Source organism: Streptococcus sp. 2022WUSS037 (assembly GCF_044427225.1).
Lineage (GTDB): Bacteria > Bacillota > Bacilli > Lactobacillales > Streptococcaceae > Streptococcus.
This window is the reverse complement of record NZ_JAOTGJ010000010.1, coordinates 13,753-31,488: the sequence shown is the minus strand read 5'-3', so window position 1 is coordinate 31,488 and position 17,736 is coordinate 13,753. Positions and strand designations below refer to the sequence as shown.

At 42.2% G+C, this 17,736-nt stretch carries 15 protein-coding genes and 1 pseudogene; 7 read left to right on the top strand and 9 right to left on the bottom strand.

Annotation, left to right across the window (positions count from 1 at the left end):
• Positions 1-14: 14 nt before the first annotated feature.
• Positions 15-482 (top strand): GNAT family N-acetyltransferase, encoded by a 468-nt coding sequence (locus ODU55_RS05525; RefSeq protein ID WP_398582179.1) that lies wholly within the window; start codon positions 15-17, stop codon positions 480-482.
• 172 nt (positions 483-654) lie between these two features.
• On the opposite strand, the gene ODU55_RS05520 is transcribed toward ODU55_RS05525, so the two are convergent.
• The 7 genes from ODU55_RS05520 to ODU55_RS05490 all read right to left on the bottom strand — a co-directional run bounded on the left by ODU55_RS05520 (position 655) and on the right by ODU55_RS05490 (position 6,949).
• Positions 655-1,218 (bottom strand): DUF6287 domain-containing protein, encoded by a 564-nt coding sequence (locus tag ODU55_RS05520; protein WP_398582177.1) that lies wholly within the window; start codon positions 1,216-1,218, stop codon positions 655-657.
• Positions 1,219-1,236: 18 nt separating this feature from the next.
• Positions 1,237-2,511 carry a serine--tRNA ligase gene (gene serS, locus ODU55_RS05515; RefSeq protein WP_398582176.1) on the bottom strand — a complete coding sequence of 425 codons (1,275 nt, stop codon included), beginning with the start codon at positions 2,509-2,511 and terminating at the stop codon, positions 1,237-1,239.
• A 214-nt stretch (positions 2,512-2,725) separates the two neighbouring features.
• On the bottom strand, positions 2,726-3,097 hold the full coding sequence (locus tag ODU55_RS05510) for a DUF956 family protein (RefSeq protein ID WP_024388464.1): 372 nt from the start codon (positions 3,095-3,097) through the stop codon (positions 2,726-2,728).
• Positions 3,098-3,156: 59 nt separating this feature from the next.
• On the bottom strand, positions 3,157-4,068 hold the full coding sequence (locus ODU55_RS05505) for a PTS system mannose/fructose/sorbose family transporter subunit IID (RefSeq protein WP_398582175.1): 912 nt from the start codon (positions 4,066-4,068) through the stop codon (positions 3,157-3,159).
• 18 nt (positions 4,069-4,086) lie between these two features.
• Positions 4,087-4,893: a mannose/fructose/sorbose family PTS transporter subunit IIC gene (locus tag ODU55_RS05500; protein WP_398582174.1), complete on the bottom strand. Its 807-nt coding sequence runs from the start codon at positions 4,891-4,893 to the stop codon at positions 4,087-4,089.
• A 29-nt stretch (positions 4,894-4,922) separates the two neighbouring features.
• Positions 4,923-5,915: a PTS sugar transporter subunit IIB gene (locus ODU55_RS05495; RefSeq protein ID WP_158455695.1), complete on the bottom strand. Its 993-nt coding sequence runs from the start codon at positions 5,913-5,915 to the stop codon at positions 4,923-4,925.
• A gap of 221 nt (positions 5,916-6,136) precedes the next feature.
• Positions 6,137-6,949, bottom strand: a complete 813-nt coding sequence (locus tag ODU55_RS05490; RefSeq protein WP_398582173.1) for a Cof-type HAD-IIB family hydrolase — start codon at positions 6,947-6,949, stop codon at positions 6,137-6,139.
• A gap of 345 nt (positions 6,950-7,294) precedes the next feature.
• Between ODU55_RS05490 and ODU55_RS05485 the strand changes: the two genes are divergently transcribed.
• The gene (locus ODU55_RS05485; protein ID WP_398582172.1) at positions 7,295-8,755 is read left to right on the top strand and encodes an NCS2 family permease; all 1,461 of its coding nucleotides are present in this window, start codon (positions 7,295-7,297) and stop codon (positions 8,753-8,755) included.
• 347 nt (positions 8,756-9,102) lie between these two features.
• On the opposite strand, the gene metF is transcribed toward ODU55_RS05485, so the two are convergent.
• Positions 9,103-9,963: a methylenetetrahydrofolate reductase [NAD(P)H] gene (gene metF / locus ODU55_RS05480; protein WP_398582171.1), complete on the bottom strand. Its 861-nt coding sequence runs from the start codon at positions 9,961-9,963 to the stop codon at positions 9,103-9,105.
• 3 nt (positions 9,964-9,966) lie between these two features.
• On the bottom strand, positions 9,967-12,216 hold the full coding sequence (gene metE, locus ODU55_RS05475) for a 5-methyltetrahydropteroyltriglutamate--homocysteine S-methyltransferase (RefSeq protein ID WP_398582170.1): 2,250 nt from the start codon (positions 12,214-12,216) through the stop codon (positions 9,967-9,969).
• Between the two features lie 293 nt (positions 12,217-12,509).
• On the opposite strand from metE, the gene ODU55_RS05470 reads away from it, so the two are divergent.
• The 5 genes and pseudogenes from ODU55_RS05470 (at position 12,510) to ODU55_RS05450 (ending at position 17,695) form a co-directional block, all read left to right on the top strand.
• Complete coding sequence (locus tag ODU55_RS05470; protein WP_398582169.1) at positions 12,510-14,081, top strand: ABC transporter substrate-binding protein; 1,572 nt, start codon at positions 12,510-12,512, stop codon at positions 14,079-14,081.
• Between the two features lie 90 nt (positions 14,082-14,171).
• Positions 14,172-15,134, top strand: a complete 963-nt coding sequence (locus ODU55_RS05465) for an ABC transporter permease (protein ID WP_398582168.1) — start codon at positions 14,172-14,174, stop codon at positions 15,132-15,134.
• Positions 15,131-15,961, top strand: coding sequence for an ABC transporter permease (locus ODU55_RS05460; protein ID WP_398582167.1), 831 nt, complete (start codon positions 15,131-15,133; stop codon positions 15,959-15,961). Before ODU55_RS05465 ends, ODU55_RS05460 begins: the two co-directional genes overlap by 4 nt.
• A complete protein-coding gene (locus tag ODU55_RS05455; RefSeq protein ID WP_398582166.1) occupies positions 15,961-16,821 on the top strand; it encodes an ABC transporter ATP-binding protein in 861 nt (286 codons plus the stop codon). Before ODU55_RS05460 ends, ODU55_RS05455 begins: the two co-directional genes overlap by 1 nt.
• Positions 16,814-17,695 (top strand): annotated as a pseudogene (locus tag ODU55_RS05450) (ATP-binding cassette domain-containing protein). The gene ODU55_RS05455 and the pseudogene ODU55_RS05450 overlap by 8 nt, the downstream one beginning before the upstream one ends.
• The last annotated feature ends 41 nt before the right edge of the window (positions 17,696-17,736 follow it).

Below are 17,736 nucleotides of genomic sequence, written 5' to 3'. Positions count from 1 at the left end.
TCAGGATGTTTTCCATGTTAGTAAAAGCAGAACTATCAAACGTAGAAGAATTGCTACCTATTCAGCACCGAGCCTTTGCAGCTTTATATGAAACCTATCAGGACCAATACAGCCCTGCCATTGAAAGCATGGACTACTTCCAATCACGATTTGCACGACCAAATTGCACCTACTACACGATTGTTGAGGAAGGGCAGACAGTTGGTTTAGTACGAACAACGGTCGCTGAAGATGCAGACCAGGGCTGGCTAGGCTTGATTGGCATTGATCCAGACTACAGAGGAAAAGGCTATGGTCATAAGGCAATGCTAGACTTAGAACAGCTTTATCCAACGGTTAGACGCTGGGTACTCTGTACCGTCTTGCAGGAGCCCAGATTAGTCGCTTTCTACGAAAAACTCGGCTACAAGGCTATCAAAACCGAGCCTGAGCAGGAAGGCATGGATATGGTCTATATGGAGAAGTGGATTTCAGGGAAATAAAAAGACATTTCTGTTAGTCAAATGGATAACGGCAACACCTTTTGTTCGAATTTTGATTGATCCTAGGGCAATACTTTTTATCAATAATGCCTGGTCGGTAGTGGCTTTCTACTATTTATAAGTCATAAGAAAATCAGCTCTTCTCAGGTGGAAGAGCTGATTGTTTACTTTTCTACGGTGCGTCAACACGATAATAGACATAGTCTGGATTTGAATTGATAATATTTTGTCCGATGAGGATCCGATCTTTACTAGTGTCAGAAGTATCTGGACTACTTGTACCATCTTCGTAGGTAGGAGAATAGGCGATGTTTTGAGGGATAAAGACTATCCTGAAGCTACCCGTTTGTTCGGAATTTTGGACAGATAGTTCCAAAACATTGTTGCGAATATTAGAATTTGGTCCCATTTTTACAGTAGGATATTCTGCCAACGCTCCATATTTATCGAAAGTCAATGTATTTCCAAGGTTGTCTCTCCAAGTGCCAACTAGGCTAGAATAATCACCTGCTTGAATGCCAAGGATATCAAGGACAGGTTGGACTTGCTGGCTGGAAGAAGTTTGTGTTGTTTCATCTTGACTGCTCGAACTAGTACTAGTTTCAGAGCTGATAGTAGTGGTACTAGAGGTTTCTTGACTGGTTGAAGTAGTGATAGTAGAGTTTGTCTCCTTCTGGCAGGCAGAGAAGCAGGACAGACTCAAGAGGACTCCGGCAAGTAACATCATCTTTTTCATTTTTACCTCCTGTAGAGGTTACGGCTTAATTACGTCAACCCCACCCATGTATGGACGGAGCACTTCTGGAATGGTGACAGATCCATCTTCGTTTTGGTAGTTTTCAAGGATGGCTGCCACGGTACGACCAACTGCTAAACCAGAACCGTTGAGGGTGTGGAGCAATTTGACCTTGCCGTCAGCAGAATCGCGGTAGCGGATTTGGGCACGGCGGGCTTGGAAATCCTCGGTATTTGAACAGCTTGAGATTTCACGGTAGGCATTTTGGGCAGGAATCCAGACTTCCAAGTCATAGGTCTTAGCAGCTGAGAAGCCCATATCGCCTGTACAGAGGGCCAAAACGCGGTATGGCAAGCCTAGTTTTTGGAGAATATTCTCTGCGTTTGCTGTCATTTTTTCCAATTCATCATAAGACTGTTCTGGTGTGGCAAATTTGACCATTTCAACCTTGTGGAATTGGTGGAGACGGATCAGACCACGGGTGTCACGACCAGCAGAACCAGCTTCAGAACGGAAAGATGGGCTCATGGCTGTGAAGTAGATTGGCAGGTCTTTTTCTTCCAAAATCTCGTTACGGTAGTAGTTGGTCAATGGTACTTCCGCAGTTGGGATGAGGACGAAGTTAGTATCTGCCAACTCAAAGGTATCTTCCTTGAACTTAGGATATTGACCAGTACCGAACATAGAGTCGTGGTTGACCATGTAAGGTGTGATAATTTCCTGATAGCCTTCTGCGATATGCTCGTCTAACATAAAGTTGTAGAGGGCACGTTCTAAGCGAGCACCCAAGTTCTTGTAGAAGAGGAAGCGGGCACCAGTGACTTTTGCACCACGTTCCCAGTCCAGAATATCGAGGTCTTCGCCCAAATCCCAGTGAGCTTTTGGCTCGAAAGTAAATTCACGAGGTGTTCCCCAACGACGAACTTCCACGTTCTCTTCTTCGTCTGCACCAACAGGGACAGAATCGTGCGGCGTATTTGGAAGAACTGCAAGGATGGCGTTCAACTCTTCATCGATTTCCAAGAGCTGAGCGTCCAAGTTTTTCACGTCGGCAGATAATTTTTGCATGGCAGCAATCTTGTCATCAGCATTTTCCTTGTTGCGTTTTGCTTGGGCAATCTCTGCAGAAACAGTGTTGCGCTCTGCTTTTAACTCTTCAACAGTGACCAGGATTTCACGACGTTTTGCGTCCAAGTCCTTGATGTTTGCCAAGGTTTCAGCAGCCACACCACGAGTAGCTAGCTTTGCAGCTACTCCGTCAAAATCTGTACGAATACGTTTGATATCTAGCATAGATGTCTCCTTTAGAATAAAAAACACAGAATGAGAGATGCTGGAGCGATGTTTACCGCGGTTCCATCCAGCTTCACATTCTGTGCACTTTAAGTATGTCATTTTTAGCCAACGGTAGAATTTCATATCCCTTGTTTATCTGCTCACAGCGACCGCAGACTTTCTGAAAAACGCCTGATATTACTTATCCGTTTCTACCATTATACTTGATTTTTTATTTTTTGGCAAATAGATTCGAAATTTTTCTGCCGATTGTTTGCAGAAGAGTCGGTAATTTCACAACTTTTTCATTGCCGATATGCTCACGGGCAATTTTAAGAATCTTACCAGAATCTTTAGATGCAAACAAGAATCGACTTTTTTCTGTATAAATTTCAAAATGACGGCTGATTGTTTTTCCAGAAACGTTTGCGCCAATGCTAGTCATTTCTGACCAAGGAATCTGGATATAGCGTTCAACGTTGCTATCTGGGTAGAACTCAAGTGCCTTGTCACCAATTAGAAATTTACCAACCTTGCCACCAAAGCCCATGTAGGAAACCCCTGTGGTTTGTAGTTCAACGCTTGTATTTTGTGATTGTGCCATAGTGCTCCCTTCCTAGATATTCATTATATCATAAAACCCCGCAAGAGCGGGGTTATTGATTACATAATGTTGAAGAAACGAGCGATGATACCTACGATGAAGAGTCCGATAATCATAGTGATTGGTGTTACTTTCTTCTTAAGCAAGTGCATGCAGAGGAAAGTAAGGAGAAGTCCCATCAAACCAGGAATCAAGCCGTTCAACTGGCCTTGCAATGTTTGTGCTTGAGTTGGGTAAAGGCTAAGTCCGCTAAGGGCTTCCCCCAAGATACCTTGAAGTTCAGTACCCGTTACAGTACCTTCTGGGAAGACGATGTAGGCACCTTCTGACAATTGTTTTGCAGGAAGGTCAACGGTAAAGTTGATCGATACCCAACGTTGAACAAGGACAGCAAGAATGAACATACCGAGGATGGATGCCCCTTTAGTGATGTCTTGAAGGATACCACCTGACATGTCTTTGGTAATTTCGCTACCAGCTTTGTAACCAAATTCTTGTGTGTACCATAGGAAGGCCATACGGATTGCGTTCCAACCAAAGAAGAAGATGATTGGTCCCATGATATTGCCGCTCATAGCAAGTGAAGCACCAAGGGCACCGAGGATCGGGCGAACAGTAAACCAGAAGACTGGGTCACCGATACCAGCAAGAGGTCCCATCATACCGATTTTCACACCTTGGATAGCTGTGTCATCGATAGCAGCACCGTTTGCACGCTCTTCTTCAAGGGCAAGTGTTACACCAAGGATTGGTGAAGCAACGTATGGGTGAGTGTTGAAGAATTCCAAGTGACGCTCAAGGGCAGCTGCTTGGTCTTCTTTTTTAGTATAGAGTTTTTTGATAGCAGGGATCATTGCATATGCCCAACCTAAGTTTTGCATACGCTCGTAGTTCCAAGAACCTTGAAGGAAGGTTGAACGCCACCAAACTTTTTTACGATCGCTTACGGAAAGTTGAATTTTTTCTGACATGGTTGAATCTCCCTTCTCTTAGTAGTCTTCAAGGATGTCGCCGATTGGGTCGTTAGATGAAGCACCACCGTTACCTGATCCGCCTTGTTTTGACAAGTTGAGGTAGATAAGCGCGATTGCAACACCGATAACACCAAGTGCGATAAGTGTCAATTGGCTGATAGCAGCAAAGGCAAAACCAAGTGCGAAGAATGGCCATACTTCACGAGTTGCCATCATGTTGATAACCATAGCGTAACCTACGGCTACAACCATACCACCGCCGACTGCCATACCACCTTTGAGCCATTCTGGCATGGCTTCGAGCACACCTTGAACAGCTTCAGCTGGCATTGCAAGAAGAAGTGCAGCTGGTAGGGCGATACGCAATCCTTGAAGGAGAAGAGCGAACAAGTGGTAACGTTCTACAGCGGCGATGTCTGCATTTTTTGCTGCATTGTCTGCACCGTGAACCAAACCAACTGAGATAGTACGCACGATCATTGTAAGGAAAAGACCAGCTACGGCAAGAGGAATAGCAGTTGTTGTTGCAACGGCAATACCTTCTGCTGAGAAGTCGCCACCTTTGATCATGATGATAGCAGCAGCAACAGATGCAAGTGCTGCGTCTGGTGCAACGGCTGCACCGATGTTCGCCCAACCAAGAGCGATCATTTGTAGGGAACCACCGAGCATAACACCTGCAGCCAAGTTACCAGTTACAAGACCAATAAGGGTACAAGCTACCAATGGTTGATGGAATTGAAATTCGTCAAGGATACCTTCAAGACCTGCGAAGAAGGCAACGATGACAACAAGAATTGCGGAAATAAGTGTAATATCCATGTTGAAATCCTTTCTTAAATCAGATTGTATTATTGAACGTTTGCCTTGTTGATCAACTCAAACAAGTCTTTCTTCGTATCGTTTGGTACTTTACGCACATCAAATTCAACGCCCAAGTCACGCAATTTTTCAAAGGTTGCAACGTCATCCTTGTCCATTGACAATACGTTGTTCACCATTGTTTTACCAGTTGAGTGAGCCATAGAACCGACGTTCAATTCTTTGATTTCTACGCCACCTTCGATTGCTTCAAGAGCTTCCTGTGGTGTTTCGAAGAGAATCAAGGCATGTGTGTTACCAAAGCGAGGGTCTTTAGAAACCTCAATCAATTTCTTGATTGGGACAACGTTCGCTTTCACGTTACCAGGAGCAGCTTGTTTGATGAGTTGTTTGCGCAATTCATCTTTAGCAACTGTATCTGAAGCAACGATGATACGATCTGCCTTAGAAGCAGGAGTCCAACCAGTCGCAACTTGCCCATGCAAGAGACGAGTGTCGATACGAGCCAAGTTGATTTTCAGCTTGCCATCTCCAATAACAGTCCCTGGAGGGATTGCACCTTGTGGAGCAGTTGGTGCTGCTTCAGCTACTGGAGCAGCTTCTGCGGGTTGAAGTTCTTCTGGAAGAACCTTCACACCATCCTTGGCTTCTTTGATAATGTTTGCCGCAACTTCTTCCACGCCTGCTTCAGCGTTAATCATACGCTCTGTATAGGCTTGGATCAACATTGGCAAGTTGAGGCCTGTGATGATGGCAAACTTACGATCTGGGTTTTCACCAGCTACGCGGCTTGCTTGGTTAAATGGTGACCCACTCCAAAGGTCAGCTAACACCAAAACTTCATCATCGGCATCGAATGCGTCAACAGCAGCATTGAGCTTAGCGTATAAATCATCTGGTCCTTCACTTGGCATGAAAGTAACAACCTGTACTTTATCCTGTTCGCCAAAGATCATTGAACCTGACTGATGGATACCAGCAGCAAATTCGCCATGACTTGCAATAATGATTCCAATACTCATTATTGTTCCCCCTAAATTTTTCTTGTTCATGTAAAAACCATTGAATGGGCTTTCATGTTCGAACTGTAACATTATAAAACGTTTTCAGTGCATTTGTCAAGAGGAATTATGTTAAAAGTGCAAAATATTTCCGAAATTTTTCATAAGTTGGTTTCAGAAAAGTGATAAAAATATGCAACGAATATGACAAAAACCTGACAGTTTATCAGGTTTTTTGATGTCTATAAAAATAGGTTTTCTAGTTCACGCGCGACACCATCTTCAAAATTAGCAAATGCTGTCAATCTGTCGGCATGTGGACGAAGTGTATCGCTACAATTTTTCATGGCATAGGCTGTTCCTGCTAGGTCTAGCATCTCAACATCGTTGTGCTCATCGCCGAAGGCAATTAAGTCGCTAGGAGAGGCTTGGTAGAGGTTAAGAACATAGCTCAGAGCGGTTGCCTTATTGACACCTTTTGCACAAGTTTCGAGGATATTTAATGGTCCACCCCACGTATTGATTTCTAATTCATCTTTGAAATAGGCATTCATTTCTTTTGCAAGTTCATACTTATCAGTTGCACGAGTTTGCATAAGGATGGAATGAGGATCGCTAGTGATTAACTCAGGTCTGATGAGTGTATCTGGAGTAATCTGTTCAACCCCCATCAGAGCTGGATCAATTTTATCTAAGTTTTTTTGAGTGATGTAAAACTTGTTCTTGTACTCACCGGCAATAAAATCTGCTTCAAAATTATCTTCTTCTTTTAGAAATTCTAGTAGGTATTTTTTGTCGATTAAAATATTTTGTTCCCATTGCCATTTCTTTCCAGGGATGTGAACTAAAGAACCGTTGAAATTAATCATGGGAGTATCCAGTTCTAGTTGGTGGTAATATTTTTCAGCCATTCGATAGGGGCGACCTGTGGCGATAAGAATGGTGTGTCCTGCTTGGCGGACCTTCTTTATAGTTGAGATGGTATAATCAGATAATTGACTATCATTATTGAGCAATGTGCCGTCCAAATCGATAGCAATGATTTTTTTCTTCATATTTAATGGCATTCCTTTCTAGATTCGTTATACTAGTTTTTAATAGTGAATAGTGTTTAGGTAGTAGCTAGACTGCTGAGAAATTGTTTTATGCGTCAAAGAATAGTACTTGTAGGTAACCATATCTTGAACTAATAATTTCCAGTATAACAAAAGGAGATAATAAAAGCAAAGAAGCAATAAATTTTTTATAGATCGTCCGCAACTTTTTAATGTTCGTTATTTACGAACATTAAAGACTGAAAATCAATAAAATGACGTTTTCGAGATTAAAAAACTTGAAATTATAATGTTTTTTGATTATAATGTTTTTATCGTTCGTAAATTAAAGGAGAAAATTGAAAAATGGATTCATTTTTTAAGTTAAAAGAACACGGTACGACCGTTTCGACTGAAATCATGGCAGGACTTACGACTTTCTTTGCTATGTCATATATCTTGTTTGTTAACCCGAGTGTGTTAAGCGTTGCTGGAATGCCAACACAGGCTGTTTTCCTGGCGACAATTATTGCCAGTGTAATTTCTACACTAGTTATGGGTCTCTTTGCTAATGTTCCTTATGCATTGGCACCAGGGATGGGGCTAAATGCCTTCTTTACCTATACAGTGGTTATTGGTCTTGGTTTTACTTGGCAAGAAGCTTTGGCAATGGTTTTCCTTTGTGGTTTGTTTAATATCTTTATTACTGTTACAAAGGTTCGTAAGAGCATTATCAAGGCGATTCCAGTTAGTTTGCAACATGCGATTGGTGGTGGTATCGGGGTATTTGTTGCCTATCTTGGTTTTAAAAATTCAAACTTGATTACCTTCTTGACATCTGGTTCTGACATTATTACAGTTAACGGGGTTGCTCCTGCGGATGCAACTGCAGAAACCTTCTCAAACGGGGTCTTTTCAGTATTTGCAGGCGGTGGTGTTGTACCAGGTATTTCAACCTTTACAGATCCAAGTGTTCTCTTGACTGTGTTCGGTCTACTCTTGACAGCTGTTTTGGTCATTAAAAATGTTCGTGGTGCGATTTTGATTGGAATCATTGCAACGACTTTGGCAGGAATTCCAGCAGGTGTTGTTGACCTTTCAGCGATTGATTTTGCAAATAACAATATCGGATCCGCTTTTTCAGAATTGGGTACAACTTTCTTAGCTGCTTTTGGTGGTCTATCTTCGCTCTTTGCTGATTCAAGCCGTCTTCCACTTGTTTTAATGACTATCTTTGCATTCAGCTTGTCAGATACTTTTGACACGCTTGGTACCTTTATCGGTACAGGTCGTAAGACTGGTATCTTCTCAGCGGAAGATGAATTGGCACTTGAAAATGGTACTGGATTTAACTCGAAAATGGATAAGGCTCTCTTTGCAGACGCTATCGGTACATCAATCGGTGCCCTCTTTGGAACATCAAATACGACAACTTACGTTGAATCTGCAGCAGGTATCTCAGCAGGTGGTCGTACTGGTTTGACAGCTGTTACAACAGCGGTTCTCTTCCTTCTTTCAATTCTTATCTTGCCATTTATCGGTATTGTTCCAGCAGCGGCAACAGCTCCAGCTTTGATTATTGTCGGTGTTATGATGGTTTCATCATTCCTAGATGTGGATTGGAGCCATTTCGAAGACGCTCTTCCAGCCTTCTTTGCAGCCTTCTTCATGGCACTTTGCTTCTCAATCTCATACGGTATTGCAGCAGCCTTTATCTTCTATTGCTTGGTAAAAGTTTCGACAGGTAAGGCTAAAGAAATTCATCCAATCCTTTGGGGTGCTACAGGTCTATTTATTCTGAACTTCATCATTCTAGCCATCTTGTAATCTGTTTATTATCCTTGAACTGATCTTCATTTGAAGGTCAGTTTTTTTATTTACGATTAAAATATATGGGAATCAATGTGCTTCAGTTAATAAAATACTGTCTTGAATGTTGTAAATTGCAAACGGACGGAGTTTATTTTTCCATTTCGTCGTTTCTCTGTCTTCTCTTAGTGCCATTTTTACTCCTTGTGACTGTATTTTAAATGGCTGTTCGTTATTGTAAGCAAGATGTCACATACCTAGACATCTGCTGGATTAATGTCATGATGGGGTAGAAAATGATCAAGGAGTCTTTGGGATTCAGAGGGCATAGATTAACCCCTGAGCTTGGGCTCAGGGGGAGATTTCTAACTATAATGTTTGAATAGCGAATGAGTTGCCTGATGGATGGTGCGTGCTGTTTCAGCGTTGTTCATAGTGTAGAGATGGATACCAGCCACATCATTGGTCACTAAGTCAACAATTTGATCTACAGCATAGGCTAGGCCAGCTGCACGTAGGGATTCAGGATTATGCTCGTATTTTTCCAAGATGGCCTTGAATTTACGAGGGAGGCGAATATTCTCACAAGTTTTCAAGAGACGAAGTGCCTGATTCCTGTTGATGATAGGCATGATACCTGCGATAATAGGCACTTCGATGTCTGCGAGAGAACATTTCTCCTGAAAGTTATAAAATGCTTCGTTATCGAAGAAGAGTTGCGTGACCAAGGTTGAGCAACCGGCATCAACTTTCTTCTTCAAATTTTTGATGTCTGAGACAGAGTTTGGTGATTCTGGATGTACTTCTGGATAACAGGCTCCAATAATGTCAAAATGTGGAGCTTCTTCCTTGATAAAGGAAATCAAGTCGGTTGCATACTGGAAGTCCTCTTTAGGGGGAAGACCTTCAATAATATCGCCACGAAGTGCTAAAATCTGATGCACACCAATTTCATCGAGAGAATGAAGAACGGATCGGACCTTTTCTTTTGTCAAGTAAGCAGCTGGCAAATGCGCGATAGTTGGAATATGCAATTCATTGCGAACATGGTTAGCCAACTTGACAGTCGTTTCTTCTACGTTAAGGTTGTTATTGCTACAAGTCACACTGATAAAATGAGGGGCCAAACCCTGCATCTCATCAAGTGTTAAGAGTATCTTTTCATTGCCTACTTCTGGTTTTGGAGGAAAAATTTCAAATGAGAGACTTGGGGTTTGACCGATCATAAATTAGAGTTCCTTTCTGGCTGCCTTAGCTGCTTGAGTCAAGTGGATAAGACTAGCTTTTGTTTCTGATTCGCCACGAGTCTTGAGTCCGCAGTCTGGGTTAATCCAGACTTTTTCTTTCGGTACTTTGGCAAGGATGGCTTGAATAGTGTGTGCAATTTCATCAACGGTAGGGACACGTGGAGAGTGGATGTCATAGACACCAGGACCTACCTGAGTTTGGAAGTTTTTAGCCTTGAGTTCATCTAGAATAACAAGATTTGAACGGCTGGCTTCAAATGAGATAACGTCCGCATCCATATTGTCGATAGCTGGAATGATGTCTGTAAATTCGCTATAGCACATGTGAGTGTGAATTTGTGTATCTGGTGCAACAGTTGAGTGTACCAAACGGAAGGCAGGGATTGCCCAGTCAAGGTACTCACTATACCAGTCGCTACGGCGGAGTGGTAATTTTTCACGAAGGGCTGCTTCGTCGATTTGGATAATCTTGATACCTGCTGCTTCAAGGTCGAGAACTTCTTCCTTGATAGCGAGAGCAATTTGAAGGGTTGATTCTTTGATAGAAATATCTTCACGTGGGAATGACCAGTTGAGGATGGTTACAGGACCTGTCAACATACCTTTAACTGGTTTGTTGGTACGGCTTTGAGCATAGCTAGACCATTTGACAGTAATTGGGTTCAAGCGTGTTACATCACCCCAGATGATTGGTGGTTTTACCCCACGCATACCGTATGATTGTACCCAACCGTTCTTACTGAAGAGGTAGCCAGACAGGTTTTCACCGAAGTATTCTACCATGTCGTTACGCTCGAATTCACCGTGTACAAGCACATCGAAGTCAACTTCTTCCTGCCACTTGATCCACTCATCCGTACGTGCTTCTACAAAGGCATCGTACTCTGCTTCGGTAATTTCGCCACGGCGGAAGGCTAAGCGGGTGCTGCGGACGTCCTTGGTTTGAGGGAAGGATCCGATAGTAGTTGTTGGAAGAAGGGGGAGGTTCAATTTTTCGCGTTGAATAGCTTCGCGTTCTGCAAAAACAGGCAAGCGAGTGTAGTCTGCATCTGTCAATCCTGCCAAGCGATTAGCAAGGGCTGCATCACGACCAACACGCTCAAGGGCAAAGAGTTCCTTGTTGGCAGTGAGAGCAACTTCGCCTTGACCGTTACGGATGGCATCCAAATCACGCAATTCGCTCAATTTTTCAACTGCAAAGGCGAAATGGTTGAGGATAGCTGGTTCAAATTCTTCATTGGCTGTTGTAAATGGTACATGAAGTAGTGAGCAAGAAGTTGTCAAGACAAGATTTTCAGCTGGGATAGCGTCCAAGACAGCCAGGCTCTTTTCATAGTTGTTGCGCCAGATGTTCTTACCGTTGACGATACCTGCGTAGAGCGTTTTATCAGCTGGGAAGCCTGTCGCAACAAGTGCAGCTGTTTCCTTACCTTCTACAAAGTCAAGACCGATGGCATCGACTGGTAGGTTTGTCAATTCAGTGTAAATGTCACGCACATCGCCGAAGTAGGTTTGGATAAGGACTTGCAAGCCTTTCTTGTCTGCCAAGAGTGTTTGGTAAATATTTAGGAAAAGGGCTTTTTCTTGAGCAGTCAAATCCTTGACCAAGCTAGGTTCGTCCAACTGGATTTTTTCAGCGCCAAGTTCTGCCAATTTTGCAAATACTTGTCCGTAGGCAGCAACCAAGCTATCTGCGACATCTTCAGCTTTCACACCTTCTTCAAAGTCAGTTAATTGTAAGAGAGTGAATGGACCAATAAGGACTGGACGAGTTGTGATACCTAAGTCTTTTGCTTCTTGGAATTCATCGAAAATCTTGTGACCAGCTAGTTTGATGTCTGTGTCTTTTTCAATAGCTGGAACGATATAGTGGTAGTTGGTGTTGAACCATTTTTTCATTGGTCTAGCACGAACATCACCCTTGTCTCCTTGATAGCCACGTGCAAGAGCGAAGTATTTTTCAAGGTCTGTCAAGTCAAGCTCTTGAACGGCTTTTGGTACGATGTTGAAGAGAACAGCTGCATCCAAAACATTGTCATAATGAGAGAAGTCGTTACTTGGGATTTCAGTAATGCCTGCATCTTTAACAATAGTCCAGTGCTTAGCACGCAAGTCTTTAGCTGCTGTCAAAAGCTCTTCTTGTGGAATTTCATTTCTAAAGTATTTTTCAGTGATAAATTTTAATTCACGGTGTTCTCCGATACGTGGGAAGCCGATAATAGTTGTTGTCATAGGATTTCCTCCAAAAATATTTCTATGCTCTTATCCTAACAGAAATCCAAACACTTGTATAATTGTAAAAAATTAGAGGATGTTATAGTTTTTAACTATATCAGATTTTCGAAATTTCTTTTTTAAAAAATCACTTCCATATATAGCCTTCAAAAATTCTTTTTATATCCTAGCTAATCAGCTTCATTTGACTGGCTATAGTTTTTCTTAATGGCTTCATAAATTATATATATTGGGCAAAGTTGCAAATCCTTGATAGACTAGTACTACTTTTTGAAATTGGAGGAAGTTCTATGAAAAAGAAGTGGCTAACAGGCATACTTTCTACAGTAGCAGTATTAACCTTGGCAGCTTGCGCAAGTGGTGGCTCATCAAGCACAGCATCAAGTTCTAATGCATCAGCGGACACGGAAACATTTACCTATGCAATCAATGGTGATCCCAGTTCAACCAACCCTATCAATACAAGCGATCGTTGGGGATTGACCTTGACAAACTTTATCTATTCACCGCTCATTCGAGTAGAGGCTGATGGTACCTATGTCAATGAATTGGCGGATTCTTATGAAATTGCCGAAGACGGTCTGAGCATTACAGTAAAATTGCGTCAGGATGTTAAATGGTCTGATGGAGAAAAATTTACTGCTGACGATGTTATCTTTACCTACGAGCAAAAAATCAAGGAAGAAAACGGTGGTTCTGATGGTCTATACATCAACGGTCAGCCAGTAAAAGTTGAGAAAGTAGATGACTACACTGTGAAGTTTGTTCTTCCAGCTGTTTCAGCGCCAGCTTTGGACAATATCGTGACGGAAACCTATATCATTCCTCAACATGTGTTCAAGGATGAAGCAGATTTTTCTGCTAATCAGTTGACAGCAACGCCTGTCGGAACAGGACCTTACAAATTTGTAGAATACAAGCATGGTGAATATATCAAGCTGGCTGCCAATGAATATTACTACAAAGGGAAGGCAGAAATTGACAACCTTGTTCTTCGTATCATTGAAAGTGCAGATACAACCAAAGTAGCCTTGCAAACTGGTGAGGTAGATGCGGCCTTTGTGCTCCCTTCTGATATTCAAGATTTGAGCACGGATACCATTACCACCTATGCTTATAGTGAAAACCGTGTTGGTTACCTTGGTCTCAATACTTCAACGGAAGAATTGAAGGATGTAAAAGTTCGTCAAGCCTTGCTTTATGCCTTGAATAAAGAAGAGTTCAACCAAGCGGCCTACTTGGATAAGAAATATTATGAAACTCCATATTCATTCTTGCCTGTTGCCAATCCATATGTGACGGAAGATGTTGAGAAATATGAACAGAATGTTGAAAAAGCTAAACAACTCTTAGCAGAAGCAGGTGTTAGCAACCTGACTGTGAATCTTGGTTACACATCTTCAGATGCAGCCCAAACCTTGCAGGCAACCTTGATTCAACAACAATTGTCAGCGATTGGTGTGACAGTTGAATTGGCAGGTGGGGATTCTACAGCACTCTTTACAGAGTTGAAAAAAGAAGGCTCTACAGCATATGACCTCTTCTTGGGTGGCTATATCATGGGAAATGACCCTGATCAGTATGCTCGTCTGTTCAAAACTGGCGGTGCTTCAAACTACTTCAAATTAGCGTCAAGTGAGGTAGACAGTCTCTTTGAACAAGGTGCTGTTGAATTGGATCAAACAAAACGCGAGCAAATTTATGACGATTTGCAAGCGACCTTGGCTGATCAAGCTGCCATCTACCCAATTGTAGATAATAAGAAAGTACTGGCTGTCAACAACCGTGTGAAAAATGTTGAAGAAGCTGGCTTGATTCCAATCTACACATTTGAAGATCCGTCTAAATTAACTATTGAATAAACGTCGTGTCTGCTGGTATGACCAGCAAAGAGGAGAAGGAGTGGCAAAAGCTGAAACTCCTCCCCTCTTTTTCGCGTTTTTGGAGGATATATGTTTCGTTATATTATAAAAAGAATTTTACAGGCCATTCCCCTCTTGCTCTTGATTTCTTTTATTGTCTTTTCATTGATTCAGTTAGCCCCTTTTGATGTCATTGATTCAATGACAACACCCAATATGAGCCAAGAACAGATTGATTTGTTGAAAGTAAAATATGGTTTGGATCAGCCATTTTTAGTTCAATATTTTGTATGGTTGAAGGGAATTGTGACTGGTGATTTAGGTTTTTCGCTATTGACTCAACATTCGATTGGGGCAGACTTGGCTGAAAAAATTCCCAATACGATTTCCTTGGTTTTACCAGCCTATGTGACGGCTCTTGTCTTAGCCATTACACTTGGGCTTGTTTCTGCTTCCCAACGTGGTAAATGGGCGGATAAGGCCATCGATGCCTTTGCATCTGTGGGCATTGCAGTGCCAACTTTCTGGTTTGCCATGATTTTAATCTATTTCTTTGGCTATAAGTGGCGGGTGTTTCCGTTTATCGGAATGTACACTTTGGGAAAGGAAGGAGATGTTCTTGATTTTCTAGCTCATTTTGCCTTACCCTATCTTACATTGACCATGGCATTTTTACCTGAGTTGATTCGGTTTATTCGAGCATCAGCGATTGTAGAGGTTGAAAAGGACTATGTAACCGTTCAAGAAGCATTCAAAGCCAATCGGTTTGAAATTTTTAGCAAACATGTAGCCCGCAATGTTTTAATTCCAGTCGTGACTCAAGTTGGAATGGCCTTACCGATGTTGGTAACAGGTGCTATTATCACAGAGACTATTTTTGCTTGGCCTGGTGTAGGTCCTTATTTGACAGCAGCGACGAAGAGTTTGGACTATCCAGTGATTATGGCTGTCATGCTTTTATCTGCAACCTTAGTTATTCTAGGGAATCTCTTATCAGATATTCTCTATGCTGTCGTCGATCCACGTATTTGGAAAGGAGGAGAGGGTCAATGATTCTTAAACAATTAAAGGAGACTTTGAAGAGTTCACCACTCTATCTTTTCTCACTTCTTTTTATTCTTTTCTTGATTATTTTATCTCTTATTGCGCCCTTGATTCCTATTGATCCAAATGTAACGGATGTCAGTCAAATGAACCAAGGTCCTAGTGCTGAGCATTGGTTTGGAACCGATCAAGTAGGGCGTGATTACTTTATTCGTGTTATTTATGGGGGACGGATTTCTCTTTTAGTTGGCTTGTTGGCAATGGCTGCATCAGTGACCATTGGAAGCTTGGTTGGCATCACAGCAGGCTATCTGGGAGGAAAATGGGACAATGCTATTATGAGGGTGGTAGATGTGCTGTCATCCATACCTTGGTTGGTCTTGGTGATTGTCCTCAGTGTCTTTTTAAAGCCTGGTTTATCTACAATCATTATTGTGATTGGTGGTTTTTCATGGATGAGTATTGCTAGGATATTACGGGCTGAAACCTTAAAAGCAAAGGTGGCAGATTATGTTGGCTATGCAGCTTTTATCGGTTTAAAGAAACCACGGATTATTTGGCGGCACATTTTGCCAGCAATCTTACCGACCTTGATTGTCACGGCCTCAACCAGTATTTCGTCAGCCATTATGACAGAATCAGCTCTTAGTTTCTTAGGGATGGGGATTCAACAGCCCTTAGCATCTTGGGGCAGCCTTTTGCAAAACGCCCAGTCGACCTTACAGAGTTCTCCCCATATGGCGATCTTACCGGGACTTTTTATCCTATTGACCATTTATTCATTTAATAATATCGGTGATCTCATACGTGATTGCCTTGAAAGAGAGGTGTACTAATGTCAAAGCACTTGGTAGAAATCAGTAACCTCACCGTTATCAATCAAAAAAGTAAAGAACAAACTACTCTCGTCAAAGGAATTGATCTCTCCATTCCCAAAGGAAAAATTGTTGGAATTGTTGGAGAATCTGGTTCGGGTAAGAGTTTGACAATGAAATCCTTGATGGGGATTTTACCAAAAGGTTTGGAAGCAAGCTATGATCGATTTGAAATGGATGGGAAGCAAGTTGGTAATCCAAAGGTTTTGCCTTTGTCTATGATTTTTCAAGATCCAATGACCTCTTTGAATCCATTACGGACCGTTGGTTTTCATTTACGGGAAGTTCTTCGTCGTTTTCAGCCGACATTGACCAAGGAAGAGCGGGAAATGGCCATTTTAGAGATGTTGGATAAGGTGGGAATTTCTGATCCAGAACTTCGACTCAAACAGTTTCCTTTTGAGTTTTCAGGAGGGATGCGTCAAAGGATCATGATTGCCATGGCCTTATTGACCAAGCCAGACATGTTAATTGCTGATGAACCGACAACTGCATTAGATGTGACAATTCAAGCTCAAATCTTGGCTTTGCTGAAAGAATTGCAAGAGCAATTAGGGTTGACAGTTGTCATTGTGAGCCACGATTTTAGTGTCATTGCTGGTATTTGTGATCAGGTCTATGTGATGAGAAACGGTCTAGTGGTGGAACATGCACCAGTTGATACGATTTTTGCCCAGTCTTTGCATCCCTATACGCAAGCTTTGTTGAAGGCGGCCCGTTTAGAAGCAAGTCAAGGTTCTGTACCAGCTGATCGCGATGCTAGTCAGTTGGTTCAAATTGGTCCAGAACACTGGGTGAGAAAGGAGGAGAAAAATGGCTAAAGAAGTATTGGTACAAGTTTCAGATGTGAGAAAGACCTATTCCAAGAAGAATTGGTTAGGTCAAGAACAACGCGTCGATGCTTTAAATGGGGTTGATTTGTCCATTTATAAAGGTGAGACACTCGGTCTGGTTGGAGAATCTGGCAGTGGTAAATCGACACTGGCTAAAATTGTTTTGGGACTGGAAAAAGCAAGTCAGGGACAGGTAGACTTTCCTGGTTTGACAGCTGAGGAACTAAACAATCAAGCGCTTCAGGTGATCTATCAGGATCCTTACTCCTCCCTCAATCCTTATTTATCAGCTTTAGAACTTGTCAAAGAACCGCTTTATTTGCTACCGAAGAAGGAGGCAGAAGAGAGGGCTTTAGCAATGTTGGAAAGGGTAGGTATACAGGGGGATGCTGTACATAAACGTCCAAAATCTTTTAGTGGAGGTCAACGTCAGCGTATTGGAATCGCTCGGGCAGTTGTATCTCATCCGCAATTTATTGTGTGTGACGAACCGACTTCTGCTCTGGATGTTTCGATTCAGGCAACCATATTAGATTTGCTTAACCAGCTTCAAGAGGATTTAGGTTTAACCTATCTTTTCATTTCTCATGATCTAAATTTGGTGCGGCATTTTGCTGATAGGATTGCGGTCATGTACAAGGGTAGTTTGGTTGAAATTGGACCTGCGCAGGATATTTTTCAAAATCCCCAGCATCCCTACACCCGCTATCTTTTGCAATCCAATTTAAGTTTAGATCCTCATCAGGCAAGAGCGTAATTGCAAGAGTTGTCACAAACAGGGCTCCTAAAGGATTTCATTACGGAAGGCGAATGGAAAGAAATCAGCGGTGACCATTTCGTATTACAGGCCACTGATAGATAATTTTTATCGGCCCATAAAACTTCTATATTAGACAGGGCTAG

Excerpts from the sequence above, each read along its gene's own strand:
- ODU55_RS05525 (WP_398582179.1), top strand. The coding sequence starts at position 15 with ATGTTAGTAAAAGCAGAACTATCAAACGTAGAAGAATTGCTACCTATT.
- ODU55_RS05520 (WP_398582177.1), bottom strand. The coding sequence starts at position 1,218 with ATGAAAAAGATGATGTTACTTGCCGGAGTCCTCTTGAGTCTGTCCTGC.
- serS (WP_398582176.1), bottom strand. The coding sequence starts at position 2,511 with ATGCTAGATATCAAACGTATTCGTACAGATTTTGACGGAGTAGCTGCA.
- ODU55_RS05510 (WP_024388464.1), bottom strand. The coding sequence starts at position 3,097 with ATGGCACAATCACAAAATACAAGCGTTGAACTACAAACCACAGGGGTT.
- ODU55_RS05505 (WP_398582175.1), bottom strand. The coding sequence starts at position 4,068 with ATGTCAGAAAAAATTCAACTTTCCGTAAGCGATCGTAAAAAAGTTTGG.
- ODU55_RS05500 (WP_398582174.1), bottom strand. The coding sequence starts at position 4,893 with ATGGATATTACACTTATTTCCGCAATTCTTGTTGTCATCGTTGCCTTC.
- ODU55_RS05495 (WP_158455695.1), bottom strand. The coding sequence starts at position 5,915 with ATGAGTATTGGAATCATTATTGCAAGTCATGGCGAATTTGCTGCTGGT.
- ODU55_RS05490 (WP_398582173.1), bottom strand. The coding sequence starts at position 6,949 with ATGAAGAAAAAAATCATTGCTATCGATTTGGACGGCACATTGCTCAAT.
- ODU55_RS05485 (WP_398582172.1), top strand. The coding sequence starts at position 7,295 with ATGGATTCATTTTTTAAGTTAAAAGAACACGGTACGACCGTTTCGACT.
- metF (WP_398582171.1), bottom strand. The coding sequence starts at position 9,963 with ATGATCGGTCAAACCCCAAGTCTCTCATTTGAAATTTTTCCTCCAAAA.
- metE (WP_398582170.1), bottom strand. The coding sequence starts at position 12,216 with ATGACAACAACTATTATCGGCTTCCCACGTATCGGAGAACACCGTGAA.
- ODU55_RS05470 (WP_398582169.1), top strand. The coding sequence starts at position 12,510 with ATGAAAAAGAAGTGGCTAACAGGCATACTTTCTACAGTAGCAGTATTA.
- ODU55_RS05465 (WP_398582168.1), top strand. The coding sequence starts at position 14,172 with ATGTTTCGTTATATTATAAAAAGAATTTTACAGGCCATTCCCCTCTTG.
- ODU55_RS05460 (WP_398582167.1), top strand. The coding sequence starts at position 15,131 with ATGATTCTTAAACAATTAAAGGAGACTTTGAAGAGTTCACCACTCTAT.
- ODU55_RS05455 (WP_398582166.1), top strand. The coding sequence starts at position 15,961 with ATGTCAAAGCACTTGGTAGAAATCAGTAACCTCACCGTTATCAATCAA.